We start from the raw sequence: 19,566 nt of genomic DNA, 5'->3' as shown, positions 1-19,566 counted from the left end.
ACGGCAAAGGAAAGACCACCCGCCAAAACAGTCGGTTTCACCCCTATTCTTGAAGATGAGGTTTCCCGGGCGTATAATCTCTCTATTAGACATATTTGGAGGCTGCCATGGAATATCTCATTCTGGGGCTGCTGCTGCTCACGCCCATGACCGGTTACGAGCTGCAGCGGTTCATCAAACAGAACCTCGCCCTCATCTGCTCTTCCAGCGCGGGCAGCGTGCAGACCGCGCTGGCCAAGCTGGAGCGGGAGGGCCGCATCGCCGCCGAGGAAGCCATGGAGGGGCGGCGGCGCAAAAAGACCTTTTCCATCACCGGCCAGGGGCGGCAGGCCTTTGAGGCCTGGGTGGCCCAGCCCATGCAGACGGGCAAGGTCAAGAACATGGAACTGGCCCGGATGTTCTTTCTGGGGCTGGCCCGGCCCGGCCAGCGCGCCGCCGCCATCCGGGACTATCTGCGCCAGATGGAAGAGACGCAAACGGTGCTCACCGCCCTGCGCCAGCAGCTGCACCGGGTGCAGGCGGGGCCGTTGCCTCCCGGGCGCAACTGGGACGAAGTGTTCCGTTTTCAGGGCTACACCATCGAGTACGGCATTGCAGCGGCCGAGTTTGAGCGGCAGTGGTACAGCCGCCTTTTGGAAGAACTGGAGGAAGAAGAATGAACATTCTTGTGCTGAACGTAAGCCCCAAAGGCAAGGCTTCCGCCACGCTGCACACGGCGCTGTACCTGGAAGCGCTGCACCTGGAGCACACCTTTGAATTCCTGCCGGTGGGGGTGCGCATCAAACGCTACGAAAAGGATTTCGCCCCCGCCCGCGCGGCGCTGGAACGGGCCGACCTGGTGCTCTTCTGCTACCCGGTCTACACCTTCCTCGCGCCCTATCAGCTGCACCGCTTCGTGGAACTGGTAAAGGCCGACGGGGTGGATCTCTCGGGCAAATTCGCCAGCCAGATCACCACCTCCAAGCACTTCTACGACGTGACCGCCCACCGCTGGGTGGAGGAGAACTGCTTTGACTTGGGAATGAAGCCGGTGCGGGGCCTCTCGGCGGACATGGAGGATCTGCTGAACGAAAAAGGCCGCCGGCAGGCCCGGGACTTTTTCGAACAGCTGATCTTTTCCTGTGAGCACGGGCTTTTCGTCACGCCGCCTCCCGCCGCCCCCGGCGGGGCGCGCCCGGCCTATCGCCCCGCCCTGCCTGAAACAGCAAAAACAGGGCATAAAGACGTGGTCATCGTGACCGACTGCGCCCCCGAAGACGAGGGCCTCGCCGCCATGATCGCCGATTTCCGGGCAGCTCTGCCCTGTGCCAGCCGGGTCATCGACCTGCGGGAGTTCCCCTTTGCGGGCGGGTGCCTTGGGTGCATGAACTGCGCCGTCACCGGCAAATGCGTTTATAAGGACGGCTTCGACGACTTCCTGCGGGGCACCGTCCAGACCGCCGACGCCTTTGTCTACGCCTTTTCCATCTCCGACCACTACGCCGGAGCCCGGTTCAAATGCTACGACGACCGGCAGTTCTGCAACGGCCACCGGGCCGTGACCCAGGGCAAGCCGGTGGCCTACCTCGTCCGGGGCGACTACCGGTACGAGCCCAACCTGCGGATGGTGCTGGAGGCCCGGGCGGAGGTGGGCGGCAACTATCTGGCGGGCGTGGCCACCGACGAGGGCGACACGGCCGCGGACATCGCCGCGCTGGCGGCGAACCTGGCCCTGGCGCTGGACAAGGGCTTTTCCCGCCCGGCCAATTTCTACGGTGTGGGCGGCAGCAAGATTTTCCGCGACCTCATCTATGTGATGCGGGGAATGATGAAGGCCGACCACAAGTTCTACAAGGCCCACGGCGCCTACGACTTCCCCCAGAAGCAGAAGATGCGCATTTTGCAGATGCAGCTTGTGGGTGCGCTGCTGGCGGTGCCGGCGGTGCAAAAACAGGCGAAGGGCAAAATGACCGAGGCCATCGTCGCGCCTTACCGCAAGGTGGTGGAGGCGGCAAAAGGAAAGGAGAACCAGACATGATCTTTTACTTTTCCGGCACCGGCAACTCCCGCTGGGCGGCGCGGCAGATCGCGGCCCTCACCGGGGACGAAGCCGTGGACATCGTGGAAATGAACCAGGCCCCCGACCTGACGGGGCAAGGGCAGGTGGGGCTGGTGTTCCCGGTCTGCGCCTGGGGCGCGCCGGAGCCGGTGCTGGCCTTTGCCAAAGGGCTGCGGACGGGCGGGGCGTTCACCTTTGCCGTTTGCACCTGCGGCGAAGAGGCGGGCAACGCCATGAAAAAGCTGGCGAAGGTTTTTCCGGTCGACAGCAGCTACAGCCTTGTGATGCCCAATAACTACCTGCTGGGCAAGGCGGACGTGGACAGTGAATCCGCCGCCCTGGCCAAGCTGGACGCCGCCCGCGCCGCCATTGAACGGCTGGCGGGGGAGGTGGCCCGGCGGGAAAGGGTGTACCGGGTGGAAGAGGGCAGCATGGCGGCGCTCAAGTCCGGCGTGATAAACTGGGGCTTCAACCGCTTTGCCCGCACCGTCAAACCCTTTCACACCACCGACGCCTGCATCGGCTGCGGCCTTTGCGCCAAGGACTGCCCGGCGAAGGTCATTGCCATGCAAGACGGTCGGCCGGTCTGGAGCGACGGGTGTTTCCAGTGCCTGCGCTGCATCAACGCCTGCCCGGCGGCGGCCATCCAGTACGGCGGCGACACCGCCGGCAAGGGCCGCTACACGCTGGAGGGGCTGCTGAAGGAGCAAAAATAAAAATCCCCCGGCAGAAAAGCCGGGGGCGGGAGGAAAATGCTTTATTCCCGGTCCTGCCGGGGCAGCTGGGCGAAAAACCGCAGCAGGAAAGGCACGCTGGTGACAAAGGTGAGCGCGTCCGCCAGAGGCTGGGCGATCTGCACGCCCCGCAGCCCGATGACCAGCGGCAGCACCAGCATCAGCGGCAGGTAATAAAGCCCCTGCCGCAGGCTGGACAAAAAGGTGGCCGCGGCGCTCTGGCCGGTGCTCTGGAACAGCATGTTGGCGCAGGTGCCCAGCGGCACCAGCAGCATGGCGCAGCATTGCAGCCGGCAGGCGAACACGCCGATCTCGATGACCTGCGGGTCGTTGCGGAAGGCCTGGATGAGCCAGGGAGCCGCCAGGAAGGTGCCCAGCGCCACCAGGCAGATGCAGCCCTCGCCCAAAAGCAGGGTGAAGCGGAAGGCCTGGCGCAGACGGTTGAATTTGCCCGCGCCGTAGTTGTAGCCCGCCACCGGCTGGAAGCCCTGGCCGATGCCCAGCATCACCGCGAACACAAACATGAAGATGCGGCCCACAACGCTCATGGCCGCCACCGCCGCGTCACCGCCGCACTGGCCCGCCTGCCAGTTCAGCAGGGCGGTGGCCACGCTGGCCAGTGCCTGCCGGGCAAAGCTGGGCAGCCCGCAGGCCAGAATGTTGCGCAGGTCGGCGGCGTCCCGCCCGATGAGCCGCACCGAAAGATGAAGCTGGCTTTTGCCCGAGAGGAACATCGCCAGCAAAAGGCAGAAGCTCACGCACTGGGACAGGGCCGTGGCCAGCGCCGCGCCGGCGATGCCCATGTCGAACACAAAGATGAACAGCGGGTCCAGCAGGATGTTCAGAATGCCGCCGGTGGTCAGGCCGATCATGGCAAAGGCGGCCTTGCCCTCGTAGCGCAGCATATTGTTCATGGTGAAGCTGGCGCACATCAGCGGCGCGGCCGCCAGAATGTAGCGCCCGTAGTCGCAGGCGTAGGGCAGAATGGTGTCGGTGGCGCCCAGAAGCCGCATCAGCGGCTCCAGAAAGACAAGGCCGCCCACGCCCAGCGCCAGGCCGCAGCCCAGCGAGGTGAAAAAGCCCATGGAGGCGATGTGGCTGGCCTGCTTGCCTTCCTGCTGGCCCAGCAGGCGGCTGATGACGCTGCCCGAGCCCATGCCCACCATAAAGCCGAAGGCCTGAAGAATGGCCATCAGGCTGAACACCACGCCCACCGCGCCGGTGGCACTGTTGCTTTTCAGCTGGCCAACGAAAAAGGTGTCGGCCAGATTGTAGATGGAACTCACCAGCATGCTTGCCACCGTGGGCGCGGCCAGTGTGACGATGAGTTTCGGGATGGGTGTTTGCGTCATTTTGATGAATTGGGCGTCCGAGGCGCCGCCGGTTTTTTGCATATTCCGTTCCTCCGGATCTTTCGTTTTCTTTCATTTTCATGATAACACGCCCGTCAAACAAAGCGTAAATTTTACATTCCTGTGTTTCGGTTCAGCCTTTGCGGAGATTGCCTTTTGCCTTCAAAAAGGCTATACTGTAATTTATGCGTCACGGCGGAGCAGCCGCCGTTTTCCAAAAGAAAGAGTGAGTCTATGTCAAAATACTGCGTCAAAAAGCCTTACACCGTGGTGGTGGCGGTGGTGATGGTGATCGTGTTGGGCGTCATCAGCTTCTTCAACATGGTCACCGACCTGCTGCCCGCCATGGAACTGCCCTATGTGGTGGTGGTCACCACCATGCCCGGCGCCAGCCCCGAACAGGTGGAAAGTCAGATCACCGCGCCGCTGGAGGCGGGCCTGGGTACCGTGAACGGCGTGACGAACGTCACCAGCACGTCGTCGGAAAACGTGAGCACCGTGGTGCTTGAGTTCGACGGCGGCACCAACATGGACAGTGCCATGGTCAACCTGTCCACAGCGGTGGATCAGGTGCGGGGCGCGCTGCCCGACACCGCCGGCAACCCCATGCTTCTGCAAATTTCGCCGGATATGCTGCCGGTGATGATCGCCGCGGTGGACATGGAGGGCATGGACGTTTATCAGCTCACCGATTTTGCCTCTGAGACGGTCATCCCCGCCTTTGAACGGCAGGCGGGCGTGGCCAGCGTCAGCGGCACCGGCCTTGTGGAAAAGAGCGTGGAGATCCGCCTCAACGAGGAAAAGATCGAAACCATCAACACCAAGGTGCTGGCCAGCGTGGACGAAGAGCTGGCCGACGCCAAGGCCGAGCTGGACGACGCTAAGAAAAAGGTGGAGGACGGCCGCGCCGAGCTGGAGAGCGGCAAGACCGCGCTGGAAAACCAGCAGGGTGACACCGCCGCCGAACTGGCGAACGCCAGCGCCCAGCTGGACTCCGCCATCGCGCAGGCCCAGGCCCTCGCCAGCCAGCAGACCGCGCTGGAGGCCAGCAAGGCTGCGCTGGAAGCGGAGAAAAAGGGCATGGAGCAGCTGGCCGGCCAGAGCGCTCTGCTGGAGCAGGCGGCCCAGGGCGTGGCCTTCATCCTGGGCGGCGCGCCGGTGAGCGACACGGCGCAGGCGGTGGAGGTCATCAAGGCCGCCGGCGACGAGGCCTGGGCTGCCGCCTGGGGCGCCATCGTCAATGCGCCCATCCCCGGCGTGACCATTCCCGACGAGATGAAAGACCTCACCCGCGACGGTTTCCTCGACCTGCTGGACAAGGCGCAGAACGCCCCTGCCCGGGTGGCGGAACTGGAGACCGCGCTGACCAACATCGACACCGAGCTGATGGCCGCCAAGGTGATGGCCGAGCAGGCCAAGGCCGGCGTGGAAAAGGCCCAGGAGGCCTACAAGAAACTGGAGGAGGGCAAGATCCTGGCCGCGGCGGGCTTCGGCAGCGCTTCGGCCCAGCTGGCCGCCGCCGAGAGCGCCCTCAAAGAGGGCGAGGCCCAGCTGGAGGACGCCCAGGAACAGTTTGAGGACGCCCGCAAGGCGGCCCTGGAACAGGCGGACGTGAGCAAGCTGCTCACGAAAGAAATGGTCTCCGGCCTGGTGATGGCCCAGAACTTCGCCATGCCCGCAGGCTACCTGTATCAGGGCGAGGACCAGTACCTTTTGAAGGTGGGCGACGCCTTCTCCAGCGTGGAAGAGCTGGAAAACGCCCTGCTGCTGCACATGGACGCGGGCGACGTGGGCGATGTGCGCCTTTCGGACGTGGCCGACGTGACGGTCATCGACAACTCCGGCGAGAGCTACGCCCGCATGAACGGCAACCCGGCGGTGGCGGTGAGCATCCAGAAGGCTTCCACCGCCTCCACCAGCGAAGTGTCCAAGACGGTGAACGCGGCCATTGAGGAACTGGAAGCCAAGTACCCCGGCCTGCGCATCACCCCGCTGATGGACCAGGGCGTTTACATTCAGATGACGGTGGACTCGGTGCTCTCCAACCTGGGCTGGGGCGCGCTGCTGGCGGTGCTGGTGCTGGCGGTCTTCCTCAAGGACCTGCGCCCCACCCTGGTGGTGGCCTTCAGCATCCCTATCAGCCTGATGTTCGCCGTGGTGCTGATGTACTTCTCCGGCGTCACCCTCAACATGATCAGCCTTTCGGGCCTTGCCCTGGGCGTGGGCATGCTGGTGGATAACTCCATTGTGGTGGTGGAGAACATCTACCGCCTGCGCAGCCAGGGCGTGCCCGCGGCCAAAGCCGCCGTGCGGGGCGCGAAACAGGTGAGCGGAGCCATCGCGGCCTCCACCCTCACCACCGTCTGCGTGTTCCTGCCCATCGTCTTCACCGACGGCCTCACCCGCCAGCTCTTTGTGGACATGGGCCTCACCATCGCCTACTCGCTGCTGGCCAGCCTCATCGTGGCCCTGACCCTTGTGCCCACCCTCAGCGCCACCATGCTGCGGGAAAGCAAGGACAAGAGCCACCCCTGGTTCGACAAAATGCTGGAAGCCTACGGCAAGGCGCTGGAGTTCTGCCTGCGGGTCAAAGTGGTGCCGCTGGCGCTGGCAACGGCGCTGCTGGCGCTGTGCGTCTGGCACACCACCCAGATGGGCATGGAGTTCATCCCCAACATGGCTGCAAACCAGATCAGCGCCACCCTCACCCTGCCCGAGGACACCAAACGCGCCGACGCCTACGCCCTCACCGACGAGGCCATGGCGCTGATGCAGCAGGTGGAGGGCGTGGAAACGGTGGGCGCCATGGACGGCGGCACCGGCATGAGCATCATGGGCATGGGCGGCGCAGGCGGCTCCGACACCGTGGCGAGCATGAGCTTCTATCTGGTGCTGGATGAGAACGCCGACAGCGAAAAGACCGCCGACGCTCTCACCGCCCTCTCGGGCCAGCTGCCCGGCTGCGAGGTGAGCGTGACCACCTCCAGCATGGATCTGTCGGTGCTGGGCGGCAGCGGCGTGGAGCTGATCGTGCGCGGCCCGGACGTGGACACCCTCAACCAGATCACCCACGATCTGATGGACATCCTCCGGGGCGTGGAAGGGCTGGAAGAGCCCACCAACGGCCAGGAGGAGGGCACGCCCCAGCTGCGGCTGGTGGTGGATAAGGACGCCGCCATGAGCTGCGGGCTGACGGTGGCGCAAATTTACAGCGACCTTGCCGCCGCGCTGACCACCGAGACCACCTCCACCACTCTGACGGTGGGGGCCGAGGACTACGAAGTGGTGGTGGCGGACGAGCGGGGCAAGCTGGACCGTGACACCCTGATGCAGTTTGAGTTCGAGGTGGCCGGCACGGGGCCGGACGCCGAGACCGAGACCCACACCCTTTCCGAGTTCGCCAGCCTGAAGGATGACTTCAGCCTTGCGTCGGTGAACCGCGAGAACCAGCAGCGCTACATGACGGTGAGCGCGGCGGTGAAGGAGGGCTACAACGCCACCCTCATCAGCCGTGACATCCAGCCCACGCTGGACGGCTACGATCTGCCCGACGGCTACACCCTTGAAGTGGGCGGCGAGACCCAGACGGTGGCGGACGCCATGCAGGATCTGGTGCTGATGATCCTGCTGGCCGTGGTGTTCATTTATATGATCATGGTGGCTCAGTTCCAGAGCCTGCTGGGCCCCTTCATCGTGATGCTCACCATGCCGCTGGCCTTCACCGGCGGTCTGGGCGCTTTGTGGATCGCGGGGCTGCCCCTGTCGGTCATCTCCATGCTGGGCTTCCTCATCCTGGCGGGCGTTGTGGTGAACAACGGCATCGTCTTTGTGGACTACGCCAACCAGCTGCGGCTGGAGGGCATGGAAAAGCGGGCCGCCCTCATCGAGACCGGAAAGACCCGCATGCGGCCCATCCTGATGACCGCCCTCACCACCATTCTGGCCATGAGCACCATGGCCTTCAGCACCGGCATGGGCGCCGAGCTTTCCAAACCCATGGCGCTGGTCACCATGGGCGGCCTGGGCTACGCCACCCTGCTCACCCTCTTCATCGTGCCGGTGTTCTATGACCTGATGTTCCGCAAACCCATGAAAAAGATCGAAGTGGACGACGAGGACTGACCCTCGCCGCCCTGAAAAGAAAGGATGTCAATAAATAATGGCGATGCTTCTCAACTGCCTTGTGCTGGTGGTCGGTTTTGTGCTGCTGGTCAAAGGCGCGGACTTCTTTGTGGACGGTTCCTCCGGCGTGGCCCGGCGGCTGCGGGTGCCCGGCGTGGTCATCGGTCTCACCGTGGTGGCCATGGGCACCAGCCTGCCGGAAGCCTCGGTATCCATCACCGCCGGCCTCACCGGCAACAACGGTCTGAGCCTGGGCAACGTCATCGGCTCCAACATCTTCAACCTGATGGTGGTGGCCTGCTTCTGCGCCCTGGTCATGAGCTTTGTGCCCGACAAGGAGCTGATGGTGCGCGACTTCCCGGTGTGCATCGGCGCCAGCGCCCTGCTGGTGTTCTTCATGTGGGACGATGTGCTCCAGCGCTGGGAGGGCGTCGTGATGCTGGGCCTCATGGCTGCCTACATCGCCCTCACCGTGGCACAGGCGCTGGCCTCCCGCACTCCGGAGACTGAGGAGGAGCCGGTCAGTCTGCTGCGGTGCATCGCTTTTATCCTGCTGGGCATGGTGGCCATCATCTGGGGCGGCGACCTGGTGGTGGACAGCGCCAGCAACATTGCCGCCGCGCTGGGCCTCTCCCAGACCCTCATCGGCCTGACCATCGTGGCCGTGGGCACCAGTCTGCCGGAACTGGCCACCAGCATCGTGGCTGCCCGCAAGGGCGAAAGCGGCCTTGCCCTGGGCAACGCCGTGGGTTCCTGCATCTTCAACATCCTGTTCATCCTGGGCGCGTCCAGCGCGCTGACCCCCATCGAGAGCGCCCGGGGCGTTCTGGTGGACGGCGTCATCATGCTGGTGCTCACCACGGCGCTGTTCATCTGGTGCCGCATCAAGGGCCGGATGACCAAGCCCATGGGCGCGGCGGGCCTGCTGGCTTACGTTGCCTACACCGTTTATCTCATCATCAACGCATAAAAAGACCGGGCGGACACGTCAAACGCGTGTCCGCCCGGTCTTTGTTCAGAGATTCAGCAGCAAGCACACCGCCATGCATACCGGCTGGTGGATGAGATAGATCCCCAGACTGTGCCGCCCGACCCATTCCAGCGGCGGGCAGGAAAGGCGGGGGAGAAAGCCTTCCAGCCGGGGGCGGGCCAGACGGCAGAAAAACCACCCCGCCAGGAACAGGAAAAACCAGGGCGCCAGCGGGAAGTAGTCGCTGCTGGTGAAGGTCGGCCCCGGCAGGCCCAGAAAGGCCAGCGCGTTCCACCGGTAAAGCCCGGCAGGCAGCTCCATCCGCCACAGACCGAGAAAGCCCAGATAGCCTTCGGGCAGGTGGCGGGTGAGGGCAAAGAGGACGAGGCTGACGCAAAGCCCCGGAGCGGCGGGCAGCTTTTCCAGCGCCGGGCGCAGCGCCCACACCAGCAGCACCGAGCAGCCCAGCAGGTTCAGAACGCCGAAAAACACAGCCTCACTGGGCAGCGCCAGCAGCGTCACCGCGCTCACCGCGAAGCCGCACAGATTCAGAACAAGGCCGTGGCGCAGCGCCCGGCGGCCAAGACCGGCGGAAAACCCGGCGGTGAGGATGAAGGTGCAGCAGATGGCCTGCTGCCAAAGGCGGCTGGGCCAGAGAAAGTACCAGCCCGGCAGCCGGGCGAACACCTCGAACCAGTCGTAACAGAAGTGGAAAGCTACCATGTTCACCACCGCCGCGCCGCGCAGGATGTCCAGCCAGCGGTAGCGGGTCTTTTGTGCAACGGCCATGGCTCACACTCCTTCCGGCGGGGTCAGGTCGATGGGCACCGGCGCGTCCAGCATCATGCTGTCCGGCGTCACAAGGCAGTCCATGGCCAACAGCTGCACCCCGGCGGCCTGTGCCTCGGCCAGCGCCCTGCCGAAGGCGGGCTGGGTGGCCCAGTTGGGCCGGAACAGCCGCACACCTTTCATCTGAACGACCACCAGCACGCAGCACTGCCAGCCCTCGGCCGCCAGCGCCGTCAGCTCCCGCACATGCTTTAAGCCCCGCAGAGTGGGCGCGTCGGGGAAAGCGGCGATGCCGTCGGTTTCCAGCGTGCAGCCCTTCACCTCCACCAGCAGCGGCTTGCCGCCGCGCAACGCGTAAAAGTCAAAGCGGGAATCCCCCACGGTGTACTCCGGGCGCAGGCCCTCCAGCTGCCCCAGCCCGCCCGCCGCCAGCCATTCGCCGGCGGCCTTGTTGGGGGCGGCGGAGTCCATGTTGATGAGCAGCGGCCCCTTTTCCACCGCCACCAGGTCCCAGCCGGTCTTGCGGGCGGGGTTCTCCGCCCCCGCCAGACAGACCGTGGCGTTTGGCGTCAGCAGCTCGGCGCAGCGGCCGGTGTTCTTCACGTGCACCCGCACCGGCTCGCCGTCCAGAAGCACCTGGGCGGTGAAGCGGTTCTCCCGCAGAAGAAACTGTGCCGTTCGAATGCGCTCGTATGTCATAAAAAGACCCTTTCATGGTGCAGTTTGCGTCGCAAAACGGCATTTTAGGCCGTTTTGCTTGACGGATTTCGCTGTGGTGCTATAATAAAATGCAAGGTTTCCAAATGGGGGAAACATGTGAAAAGGAATGGAGGACATTCATATGAAAAAGACTGCTCAAACCGTGATCAGTGCTGATAAATATTATACCATCACCGCCGCCAATGGCAAGGTCGTGGAGGTCGCCGACTACAACACCGAGAACGGCGCCGCCATCCAGCTGTGGGACTACGCCGGCGAGGACTGGCAGCAGTGGAGCTTCGTGCGCGCAGGCGACGGCGTCTACCGCATCCGCAACCGCTTCACCGGCAAAATGCTGGATCTGATCGCCGGCGGCGTGGTGGACGGCACCTGGGTCCATCAGTGGGAGGGCGCCAACGGCTCCAGCCAGCTGTGGGTGCTGGAGTCCACCGGCGACGGCCGCGTGAAGATCAAGTCCAATCTGTCCGGCAAGTGCCTGGACGTGGTGGGCATGAACCAGGACAACGGCGCCCGCCTGCAGATCTGGCAGGACGTGGGCGGCGAGAACCAGACCTGGACCGTGGCGGAAGCCAAGGCCGTCAAGAAGGCCGCCGTCAAGGCCGAGCCTGTGAAGGAAGAGGCCCCCAAGGTGGCCAAGAAGCCCGCCGCGAAGAAACCCGCCGCCAAAAAGCCCGCGGCGAAGAAGGCTGCTCCCGCAAAGAAAGCCGAGCCCGCCAAGGCCGAGGCCGTGAAGGAGGAGGCGCCCAAGGCCGTGGAGAAGCCCGCTGCCAAGAAGCCCGCGGCCAAGAAGGCTGCCGCTCCCAAGGCTGCCCCTGCCAAGAAGGCGGAGCCTGTCAAGGCCGAACCCGTCAAGGCCGAACCCGTCAAGGCCGAGCCCGCCAAAAAGACCGAGGCTGCCAAGCCCGCGGTCAAAAAGGCCGGCAAATAAACCGTAACGCCGAAAAAAGCCCCCGGCAGTTTTGTCTGCCGGGGGCTTTTCCGGCCCCATTTGTGACTTTGCTACGGTGGCCGCGGCGTTTTTCTGGTATCATGGCTGTACATCCCCGCGCAAAAGGGAAAGGAAGTGTTTTGAATGGGATTTACCGTGGAGACAAGTGTTTCGGCGCTGGCCGTGTTCGCCCAGGGCCTTTTGAGCTTTTTCTCGCCTTGCGTGCTGCCGCTCATCCCCCTGTACCTGGGCTATCTGGCGGGCGGCGCCTCCGCTGAGGAACTCACCGACCGCCAGCGCCGCCGCCTGACGCTGCGCAACACCCTGTTTTTCATTCTGGGCATCAGCTTCGCCTTCTTCGTGCTGGGGCTGGGCTTCACCCAGTTGGGCCGCTTCTTCACCGGCAACCGGGCACTGGCCGCCCGCATCGGCGGCATTTTGGTGGTGCTGATGGGCCTGGTGCAGCTGGGCTTTCTGGAAAGCCGCTTCATGCAGCGGGAGTGGCGGCTGCCCTTTGATCCCAAAAAATGGGGCGCCAGCCCGCTGGCCGCGCTGGTGTTGGGCTTCACCTTCAGCTTTGCCTGGACGCCCTGCGTCGGCCCGGCCCTCACCAGCGTGCTGCTGATGGCCGCCAGCACCGGCACCCGGGGCATGGGCTTTGTGCTCATCGGCGTCTACACCTTGGGCTTTGTGCTGCCCTTTTTGGCGGTAGGCCTGTTCACCAGCCAGGTGCTGGCCTTCTTCAAGCGCCATACCGGCTGGCTCAAGTGGACCGCCCGGGCGGGCGGCGTGCTGCTGATTTTGATGGGCGTGATGATGTTCACCGGCTGGATGAACGGCTTCACCGCCTACCTCAGCGGCGTTTCCGGCACCGGCGGCCAGAGCACCTCGGTGAGCCAGAGCGCCTCTGCACCGGAAAGCGCGCCTTCCTCCGTCCCCGCGGATGAAAGCCAGAGCGAAAGCAGCGCATCTCCCTCCGCGCCGGAGAGCGGTTCCGCCTCTGCCAGTGAGCTGCCTCCCGCGCCGGATTTCACCCTCGTGGATCAGAACGGCGAGGAGCACACCCTCTCCGACTATGAGGGCAAGGTGGTGTTCCTGAACTTCTGGGCCACCTGGTGCGGCCCCTGCCAGCGGGAGATGCCGGAGATCCAGCAGCTCTACGAGGACTGGGGCGAGAACACCGATGAGGTGGTGGTGCTGGGTGTGGCGAATCCCCGCGACCCCGACCACCCCGGCAACGCCGACAGTCTCACCGCCGAAGAGATCGGCGACTGGCTGGAGGAGAAGGGCTACACCTATCCCACGGTGATGGACGAGACGGGCGAGATCTTTGCCCAGTACGGCGTCAGTGCCTTCCCCACCACCTTCATGATCGACGCGGAGGGCAACGTGTTCGGCTACATCACCGGCAGCCTCACCCGCGATATCATGGACAGCATCATCGAGCAGACCCGAACCGGCGTGCGCGCCGGATAAAGCGAACAGCCCCCGGAGAAAAGTCCTCCGGGGGCTGTTCTGTTGTGCCGTTCAGGCAAGCACCTTTCCTTCGGGAAAGGCGGCGCGGAATACCCGCCGCACCAGTGGGCCGGCGATGAGCAGCTGAAGGGGCAGTGCCATGATGAAGTTGCGGGGGATATTCACCAGCCAGTTCATCGGAACGGCGCCCCAGTTGCCGGTGTGGAACGCACCCTCGCAGGACCCGTAAAGGGACATGAGGATCACCATCACCACCACCATGCCGCAGGAGATGTACAGCGCCTTTTTCAGCGTGCTGTCCTGGGGCTTGACCAAAAAGCGAAAGGCCACGCCCTTGGCGATCTTGGAGGCCACGAACCAGTCGCAGAACATTCCCACCAGGTAGGCGAAAGGGAAACCGAGCCAGCCGGCGGCCAGGGTGTCAAGGGTGAAGCTGCCCTGCTGCAGGGCCACATTGTAAAAATCTCATCCAGAGCACCATCACGAAACACATCAGTACGGTGTAGATGAGGCTTTCCCGTTTGTTCTGGGGCATTGTTTATCTTCCTCTCTCGTGTAAGAATCAAGCGTGCATCATCATATCACACAAAAAAGACCTCTCGTAATTGTGAGTAATGACAAAGTTTTGGAAACGGTGCGGGCCGATCCTGCGCGTTTTGGACGGGAAAGCGGGGAAAACGGCCCGGCAGAGGCAAAACAAGCGGGCCGATTGCGGGCATACGGCAAACATGCTATGATGAAAACATACTCTTTTATAGAAAGGAAATGCGCCGTGAAAAAAACGTCTGTTTTTTGTGCTGCGCTTTTCGGCATGCTGTTCCTGTCCGCCTGCGCGGGGCTGCCCGAATCTGCTGCCTCTGCAAGCCAGCCGCCGGCCTCGATCAGCCAATCAGGATCTGCCGTGGCCTTTGAACTGAACAGCGCTTTTTTTGACCTTCTGGAAGGGGACAATGCCTTCTTGAAGCAGACGCGGCAGGGCAGCTGCCACGCAGAGATCACCGGCAGGGGAACGGCGCGCGTTTTGTACTTTGAACCCTTTTTGGATGTGCAGATGATCCTTCCGGAGGAAGGAAGCCTCGCCGCGTGGCGTGAGGGATACGGCGAGGGAAGTTATCTTGAAAATCCCTTTGTGGACGATTTGCCGGTGCTGGAACTCACTCTGGAGGATGAGATCGACCCGCTGGCCCCTGCCGTTTTTGAACAGGACAGCCTGCGCCAGCTGTTTGTGACCGATGCGCTCATCACCTATCCGATGCTGTGCGAAGGCCTTGGCCAAACGCCGGAGCTGACCCACACCGAGGACGTCTATTACAATGCGCCTATTCCGGAAAACTGGCCTTTGGGCAACGATCTGGAGCATCTTATCACAGGCGGCGACTGGCACGCAGATTTTTCTGTGGATGAGCTTCGCCTCACCGTGAGCTTCATTCAAACAGACGGCGAATATGTGGCATACCGCGCCACCCTCAGCGAAGAATGATAACAAAGAAAGCCCGACCGCTCGGCCGGGCTTTTTGAATAAAGAGCAGTCCATTGCCGCCCGCAGGGCGGCGGGGCCACCGGGACAACCCGCACAATGGGGTTTTCTGCGGAAGCGAGGGACAGCAGAGTAATCGCGCGATGATTTTTGTAAAAAAATCGTCGCAAGCGAGATGAAGTTTGCGACGATATAGAACATCATACACTATAGATGCTACAGATGCTTAGTAATATTGGGGACTATAATGCCTTAAACATTTTTCAACCTCACGGATCAGTGTATCGGTTTCATCGTCTGATACAATGCTTCCGTTATTGTGAGCAACACGATTTCTGGTTTTTGTAATCTTGGAGGTTTGTATGGTTGGCGGGACCTCGTCAATTAAATGTAACAAATCAAATTTATGGCCCAGAGTTCTATATTTTGAGGTTAGTATTTTAAGGTTTATCCCTTTCTTGTCGGCGAATTGTTGAATGACACTATTTAGGCAAATCTCCACAGCAGAGCATGCATCCATGATGGCATGATTGTTTTGATCTTGCATTTTTGCAAAATACGATGCCAATAACATCTCATACTCAATCTTCATAGGCTGTTGTGACGCTGCAAATTCCATTGCGCCTTTAATTTGGTTTACCGTAAGCGCTTGGCTATCTTGGTAAAGATATGCTTCTATTGTCACGATTGTCGATTTTGGTATACGTCCCTCACTCCCCGATAGCTGCAGGTCCGTCTGGCAGTTGGATATAGCTCTATTTTGCCTGAGCCCTTGCTTGGTTTCCAAAATACAATAATGAATAAATGAATCTGTCCACCTATCGATATCCTGATATATTTTTTTTGCAACTTCTCGCTCTTCGGTTTGACTGCAAGAAATCGAAAATGCAAGTAATGAAACAGAAGCATCTGGTTTAGGATAGCTAACAGGATATCCCCAATTTAGTGGCTTACCGCTCCGCTTCCATGCCTTTCCAATTGAAGGCGGGAGCAGTGGATTGTTGGTTCCAATATTCGGGGAGCGCTTGTCATTAAAGGATGGAAAGTATACATCTACTGGTATTTGTGCAATAGCAGTAGTAAAGTGATTGCCCAATGTTTCTGCACTGCAAAGCATGTCTTGTGGAAGCACTAAAAGTCCGTTCAAAATGTGTCACTCCATTCGAGAGTTCAGTATCAATGCGAATGAGCCCCGCTTTTCGATAAAACAGTTCGAAAAGCGGGGCTCATTCATTATGGTGCCGGCGGTGGGACTTGAACCCACACGGTGTTGCCACCAACGGATTTTGAGTCCGCATCGTCTGCCATTCCGACACGCCGGCATTTTGCGGGGCAACGCAAGTATTATACTATGGGTCGGAAGAAAAATCAAGCGCCGGTCGCCGCGGGGGAATGGATTGGCTCGAAGTGTGTGAATCCAACAAAGAAAATGAGACTTTTTTGTGAGATACTGGGCAAATCGCTATTGACAAACCCGGTGCCGTGGGATAAACTAAAGGAGATAAAAATTGACCCCGACTGGCCTCTGCGAAAGTCGCCTTTCGCGGAGGTTTTGTCTTATGATCCATCTCACGCCACAGACGCTGGCCCGCGCGCGGGCAGGGCAGGAGGCCGCGGTGGCCGCGGTGCTCACCCACATGATGCCTCTGCTGCGCCGTGCCGCGGCCCGTGCGGTTTGCCCCGGCCTCGAGTTCGACGACGCGCTGCAGGAAGGGATCATCGGCCTGTTCGGCGCCATCAAGAGCTATCACGCCGCGGGCGGCGCGTCCTTTGAGACCTACGCCGCCGTGTGCATCCGCAACGCGGTGACGGCGGCCCGCCGCGCCGCCGGCCGCAAAAAGAACGCGCCACTCAACCAGAGCCTGCCGCTGGAGGACGCCGCTCCCGCCCCCGGGCCGGAGGAGCTGGCCATCCGCCGCGAGCAGCTGCGTTCCACTGTGGCGGACATCCAGACCCGGCTTTCCCCCTTCGAGCGGGAGGTGCTGGCGGCCCACCTGGCCGGCGGCAGCTACCGCCAGATCGCCCGGCAGCTGGGCTGCACCCCCAAAGCGGTGGAAAACGCCCTCGTCCGCCTGCGCCGCAAACTTCGCGGCGGCCACCCCACGCACTGAGCCTTCGGGCTTGGCATATATGCCCCTGTAGCTTAACACTTAGAGCATTGGTACAACCAAAGGTGACGGTTAAAATCCTTCCGCGGGCAAAAATCAAATCAGAGGAGAAATTCACCATGTACGAAGACAAGACCCTGGTATGCAAAGACTGCGGTAAGGAGTTCGTGTTCTCTGCCGGCGAGCAGGAGTTCTACGCCAGCCGTGGCTTCGAGAACGAGCCTCAGCGCTGCAAAGAGTGCCGTGACGCTCGCAAGAACGCCACCCGCGGCACCCGCGAGATGTTCGAGGCCACCTGCGCCGCCTGCGGCAAGGTCGCCCGCGTTCCCTTCCAGCCCCGCGAAGATCGCCCTGTGTACTGCAGCGAGTGCTTCGCCAAGATGAAGGAGCAGCAGTAATCGCCCAAAAGGGCGCGGCCAAGCGGCCGCGCCCTTTTTTTGTGCCCCGGCGGGCCGTGTTGTTTTTCCCTCTGCTTTGCGGTACAATAAAAACTGTTGAAAACCCGCCGCGCACGCGGCGACGGAAAGGAGCCCGCCATGGAACGACTGGGCGCTTTGATCAAAAAACACCGCTTGTGGCTGGGCGGGCTGTGCTGCGCGCTGGCGGCGGCCTTCGCCCTGGCCTGGGCCGGCTACACCCTCCATCAGGCGGGCAAAAACCAGAGTGAGTACAAAATCGTGCACGACGGCTACGAGGCGATGCAGGGGATGTACCCCGCCGACCCCGCCGCCGGCCTTGTGCAGCAGCTGCCCGCCGGGGAAGGGGAGAAGCTCTACGGCGTGCGGCTGATGTTCGTCACCGACGGCCGAGTAGCCCAAGGATCCTTCCGTGCGGCGCTGGAAAACGCCAGTGGCGAGACCCTCACCGCCTGCGACGGTGACATGACCATGCTGCTGGACGGCGCTTTTGTGGACGTCATCTTTGCCTCACCCGTCACGCTGGAAGAGGGGGGCAGTTATCAGCTGCGCGTCACCTTCGCCCCCGCCACCGCGGAGGACAAGGCGGGCCTTGTGTATGGCGAAGGGGAGCAGGCCGACCCGGCCATGCCTCTCACCGACGCCGCCGGAGCCTCCGCGCCCGGGCGCACTGCGGCGCTGCAGTACATCACCAACTACACCGGCACCGGCTACGCCCTGCGGGCCTTTGCGCCGCTGGCCGTGCTGGTGTTTGCCGCCGTGATGGGCGGCTGGTGGCTCATCTTTGTGCGCCGGGCAAGAGCCCACGTGAGCTTCGCGTTTTTTGCCGCGGCGCTGGGGCTGGTGTTTGCCTTGGTCACCCCGCCGCTGGGCGGCCCGGACGAATATGGCCACCTGGCCAGCGCCTACGCCCTGGCCAACCGTGTCACCGGCCAGCCGGGCGTTACCACCGGGGAAAACGGCGAGACGCTGCTGGCCATGCGGGAGTGCGACGCGGAATACATGCGCGATTCCTCCGGCCCCATCGGCATCCTGGCCTACAAGACCATGACCGACGAGTTGTTCTCCACCGGGAACAGCTCCGCCCTCACCGCCACCGCCGAGGTGAGCCCGCCCTACAATGTGCTGGCGCTGCAGTATCTGCCTCAGATGCTGGGCATCCTGCTGGCCCGGGCGCTGGGCCTCGGGTTCCATGCCATGCTGCTGCTGGCCCGGCTGGCCAGCGTGGCGGCCTACGCGGCACTGGGCGCGCTGGCAGTGCGCCTTGCGCCCGTCCACAAAAACATCTTCTTCGCGGCGGGGCTGCTGCCCATGGGCCTCAGCCTGGCGGGCAGCGTGTCCGCCGACACGCTGGTGAACGGCCTTGCGCTGGTGTTCACCGCCCTGTGCCTGCGGGGCATCCTGTGCAAAGATGTGCTGGGCCGCGGCGAACAGGCGGGCCTGCTGGTGCTGGCGGCGCTGCTGGGCCCCATGAAGGCCATCTATCTGGTGCTGGTGGTGCTCTGCCTGCCTATCCCCGCCGCCGCTTTGGGCGGAAAAGTCCGCAGCCGGGCCTTCAAGGCACTGCTGTGTGCGGCGGCAGCCGCCGGCTGGCTGTGGTTCAATGGCTCCACCGTGAGCTATATGCTCCGCAGCGTGGACGTGGAGCGCATCCAGTTCGTGCTGCTGCGCCTGGTGCCGGCGGCAGCGCTGGCCGTTGTCGCCTGGCTCCGCTGGGGCAAACGCGCCTGGTTCAAAAAGGCGGCGCTGGCCGTGGGCGCGCTGGCGGTGGCGGCATTGGCCGGCGCGATGTTCTGGGTGGGCGCGAACAGCGGCATGACCCTCACTCCCGAGGAGTACGCCGCCTCCATCAAGCCCAACGGCGAATCCACCTACGTTTACAGCTTTGGCTACATCCTCAGCCACATTCCCCAGACCGTAAAGCTGCTGGTGAACACCCTGGGCAGCCAGATGCCCCGGTATCTGCAGGGGCTGGTGGGCGCGCTGCCCGGCGAGCCCATCGTCTACGGGCTGGAGATCAGCTGGCTGCTCACCATTGCGCTTTTGGCGCTGCTGGTGTGGGCCTGTCTGCGGCCGGTGGAGGAAGGCCCTCTGCTGAGCCGGGGCGCCCGGTGGGGCATGGGCCTTGCGGTGCTGGGGGTGGCGGCGCTGAGCATGCTGGCCGCGCTGTGCTGGACACCCATCAACCTCACCACCATCTTCGGCATGCAGGGGCGCTACCTGCTGCCGGTGCTGCCCGCCGCGCTGCTGCTTCTGGCCGAGGGGCGCACCCTCTGTTTGCGGCGCTCCACCGACGGGGCCCTGCGGCTGAGCGCCGGTGCGCTGGCGGCGGCGGTGGCACTGCAGAGCCTGGTGCTCTTCGCCTCGGCGGCCTACAAGCCCTGACAGGCGTTGCAAACCGCGTAAAAATCGGATATAGTAATAAACGGGACAAAG

General features: G+C 62.8%; 16 protein-coding genes and 1 tRNA gene. 11 read left to right on the top strand and 6 right to left on the bottom strand.

All coding sequences use genetic code 11. The features are described 5' to 3' along the window. Positions 1 to 107: 107 nt before the first annotated feature. Genes ACMNAY_RS09450 through ACMNAY_RS09440 form a run of 3 tightly spaced genes read left to right on the top strand, consistent with a single transcriptional unit; the run spans position 108 to position 2,754 of the window. Entirely contained in the window at positions 108 to 659 is a 552-nt protein-coding gene (locus tag ACMNAY_RS09450; RefSeq protein ID WP_418719197.1) for a PadR family transcriptional regulator, read from the top strand. Beyond that, entirely contained in the window at positions 656 to 2,017 is a 1,362-nt protein-coding gene (locus ACMNAY_RS09445; protein ID WP_418719196.1) for an NAD(P)H-dependent oxidoreductase, read from the top strand. Before ACMNAY_RS09450 ends, ACMNAY_RS09445 begins: the two co-directional genes overlap by 4 nt. Beyond that, positions 2,014 to 2,754, top strand: coding sequence for an EFR1 family ferrodoxin (locus ACMNAY_RS09440; protein WP_418719195.1), 741 nt, complete (start codon positions 2,014 to 2,016; stop codon positions 2,752 to 2,754). The genes ACMNAY_RS09445 and ACMNAY_RS09440 overlap by 4 nt, the downstream gene beginning before the upstream one ends. 41 nt (positions 2,755 to 2,795) lie before the next feature. On the opposite strand, the gene ACMNAY_RS09435 is transcribed toward ACMNAY_RS09440, so the two are convergent. Further along, positions 2,796 to 4,166: an MATE family efflux transporter gene (locus ACMNAY_RS09435; protein WP_418719194.1), complete on the bottom strand. Its 1,371-nt coding sequence runs from the start codon at positions 4,164 to 4,166 to the stop codon at positions 2,796 to 2,798. A 192-nt stretch (positions 4,167 to 4,358) separates the two neighbouring features. Here ACMNAY_RS09435 and ACMNAY_RS09430 point away from each other — a divergent pair, with 192 nt between their 5' ends. Together ACMNAY_RS09430 and ACMNAY_RS09425 are read left to right on the top strand one after the other, a co-directional pair. Next, positions 4,359 to 8,246 (top strand): efflux RND transporter permease subunit, encoded by a 3,888-nt coding sequence (locus tag ACMNAY_RS09430; protein ID WP_418719193.1) that lies wholly within the window; start codon positions 4,359 to 4,361, stop codon positions 8,244 to 8,246. A gap of 37 nt (positions 8,247 to 8,283) precedes the next feature. Beyond that, the gene (locus ACMNAY_RS09425) at positions 8,284 to 9,216 is read left to right on the top strand and encodes a calcium/sodium antiporter (protein WP_418719192.1); all 933 of its coding nucleotides are present in this window, start codon (positions 8,284 to 8,286) and stop codon (positions 9,214 to 9,216) included. A gap of 45 nt (positions 9,217 to 9,261) precedes the next feature. On the opposite strand, the gene ACMNAY_RS09420 is transcribed toward ACMNAY_RS09425, so the two are convergent. Next, positions 9,262 to 10,005, bottom strand: coding sequence for a heparan-alpha-glucosaminide N-acetyltransferase (locus tag ACMNAY_RS09420; RefSeq protein ID WP_418719191.1), 744 nt, complete (start codon positions 10,003 to 10,005; stop codon positions 9,262 to 9,264). Between the two features lie 3 nt (positions 10,006 to 10,008). Then, positions 10,009 to 10,704, bottom strand: a complete 696-nt coding sequence (sfsA, locus tag ACMNAY_RS09415) for a DNA/RNA nuclease SfsA (RefSeq protein ID WP_394975753.1) — start codon at positions 10,702 to 10,704, stop codon at positions 10,009 to 10,011. 142 nt (positions 10,705 to 10,846) lie between these two features. On the opposite strand from sfsA, the gene ACMNAY_RS09410 reads away from it, so the two are divergent. Both ACMNAY_RS09410 and ACMNAY_RS09405 read left to right on the top strand, forming a co-directional pair. Further along, positions 10,847 to 11,653 (top strand): RICIN domain-containing protein, encoded by an 807-nt coding sequence (locus ACMNAY_RS09410; RefSeq protein ID WP_394975751.1) that lies wholly within the window; start codon positions 10,847 to 10,849, stop codon positions 11,651 to 11,653. 144 nt (positions 11,654 to 11,797) lie between these two features. Continuing rightward, complete coding sequence (locus ACMNAY_RS09405) at positions 11,798 to 13,129, top strand: cytochrome c biogenesis protein CcdA (protein ID WP_418719190.1); 1,332 nt, start codon at positions 11,798 to 11,800, stop codon at positions 13,127 to 13,129. Between the two features lie 51 nt (positions 13,130 to 13,180). On the opposite strand, the gene ACMNAY_RS09400 is transcribed toward ACMNAY_RS09405, so the two are convergent. Next, positions 13,181 to 13,582 (bottom strand): DUF2798 domain-containing protein, encoded by a 402-nt coding sequence (locus tag ACMNAY_RS09400; RefSeq protein WP_418719189.1) that lies wholly within the window; start codon positions 13,580 to 13,582, stop codon positions 13,181 to 13,183. Positions 13,583 to 13,901: 319 nt separating this feature from the next. Between ACMNAY_RS09400 and ACMNAY_RS09395 the strand changes: the two genes are divergently transcribed. Beyond that, a complete protein-coding gene (locus ACMNAY_RS09395) occupies positions 13,902 to 14,609 on the top strand; it encodes a hypothetical protein (RefSeq protein WP_418719188.1) in 708 nt (235 codons plus the stop codon). 223 nt (positions 14,610 to 14,832) lie between these two features. Here ACMNAY_RS09395 and ACMNAY_RS09390 read toward each other — a convergent pair whose 3' ends face one another. Together ACMNAY_RS09390 and ACMNAY_RS09385 are read right to left on the bottom strand one after the other, a co-directional pair. Next, entirely contained in the window at positions 14,833 to 15,753 is a 921-nt protein-coding gene (locus tag ACMNAY_RS09390) for a hypothetical protein (protein ID WP_418719187.1), read from the bottom strand. A gap of 89 nt (positions 15,754 to 15,842) precedes the next feature. Continuing rightward, positions 15,843 to 15,928: transfer RNA gene (locus ACMNAY_RS09385), tRNA-Leu, on the bottom strand. 237 nt (positions 15,929 to 16,165) lie between these two features. Between ACMNAY_RS09385 and ACMNAY_RS09380 the strand changes: the two genes are divergently transcribed. The 3 genes from ACMNAY_RS09380 (at position 16,166) to ACMNAY_RS09370 (ending at position 19,515) form a co-directional block, all read left to right on the top strand. Next, complete coding sequence (locus tag ACMNAY_RS09380) at positions 16,166 to 16,717, top strand: sigma-70 family RNA polymerase sigma factor (RefSeq protein WP_418719186.1); 552 nt, start codon at positions 16,166 to 16,168, stop codon at positions 16,715 to 16,717. 116 nt (positions 16,718 to 16,833) lie between these two features. Then, the gene (locus ACMNAY_RS09375; RefSeq protein ID WP_394968667.1) at positions 16,834 to 17,112 is read left to right on the top strand and encodes a zinc-ribbon domain containing protein; all 279 of its coding nucleotides are present in this window, start codon (positions 16,834 to 16,836) and stop codon (positions 17,110 to 17,112) included. Between the two features lie 138 nt (positions 17,113 to 17,250). Continuing rightward, entirely contained in the window at positions 17,251 to 19,515 is a 2,265-nt protein-coding gene (locus tag ACMNAY_RS09370; protein WP_418719185.1) for a DUF2142 domain-containing protein, read from the top strand. The last annotated feature ends 51 nt before the right edge of the window (positions 19,516 to 19,566 follow it).

The organism is Candidatus Allofournierella merdipullorum (genome assembly GCF_048426865.1).
In the GTDB taxonomy this organism is placed as follows: Bacteria; Bacillota; Clostridia; order Oscillospirales; family Ruminococcaceae; genus Allofournierella_A; species Allofournierella_A merdipullorum.
This window is presented reverse-complemented; position numbering and strand designations above follow the sequence as displayed.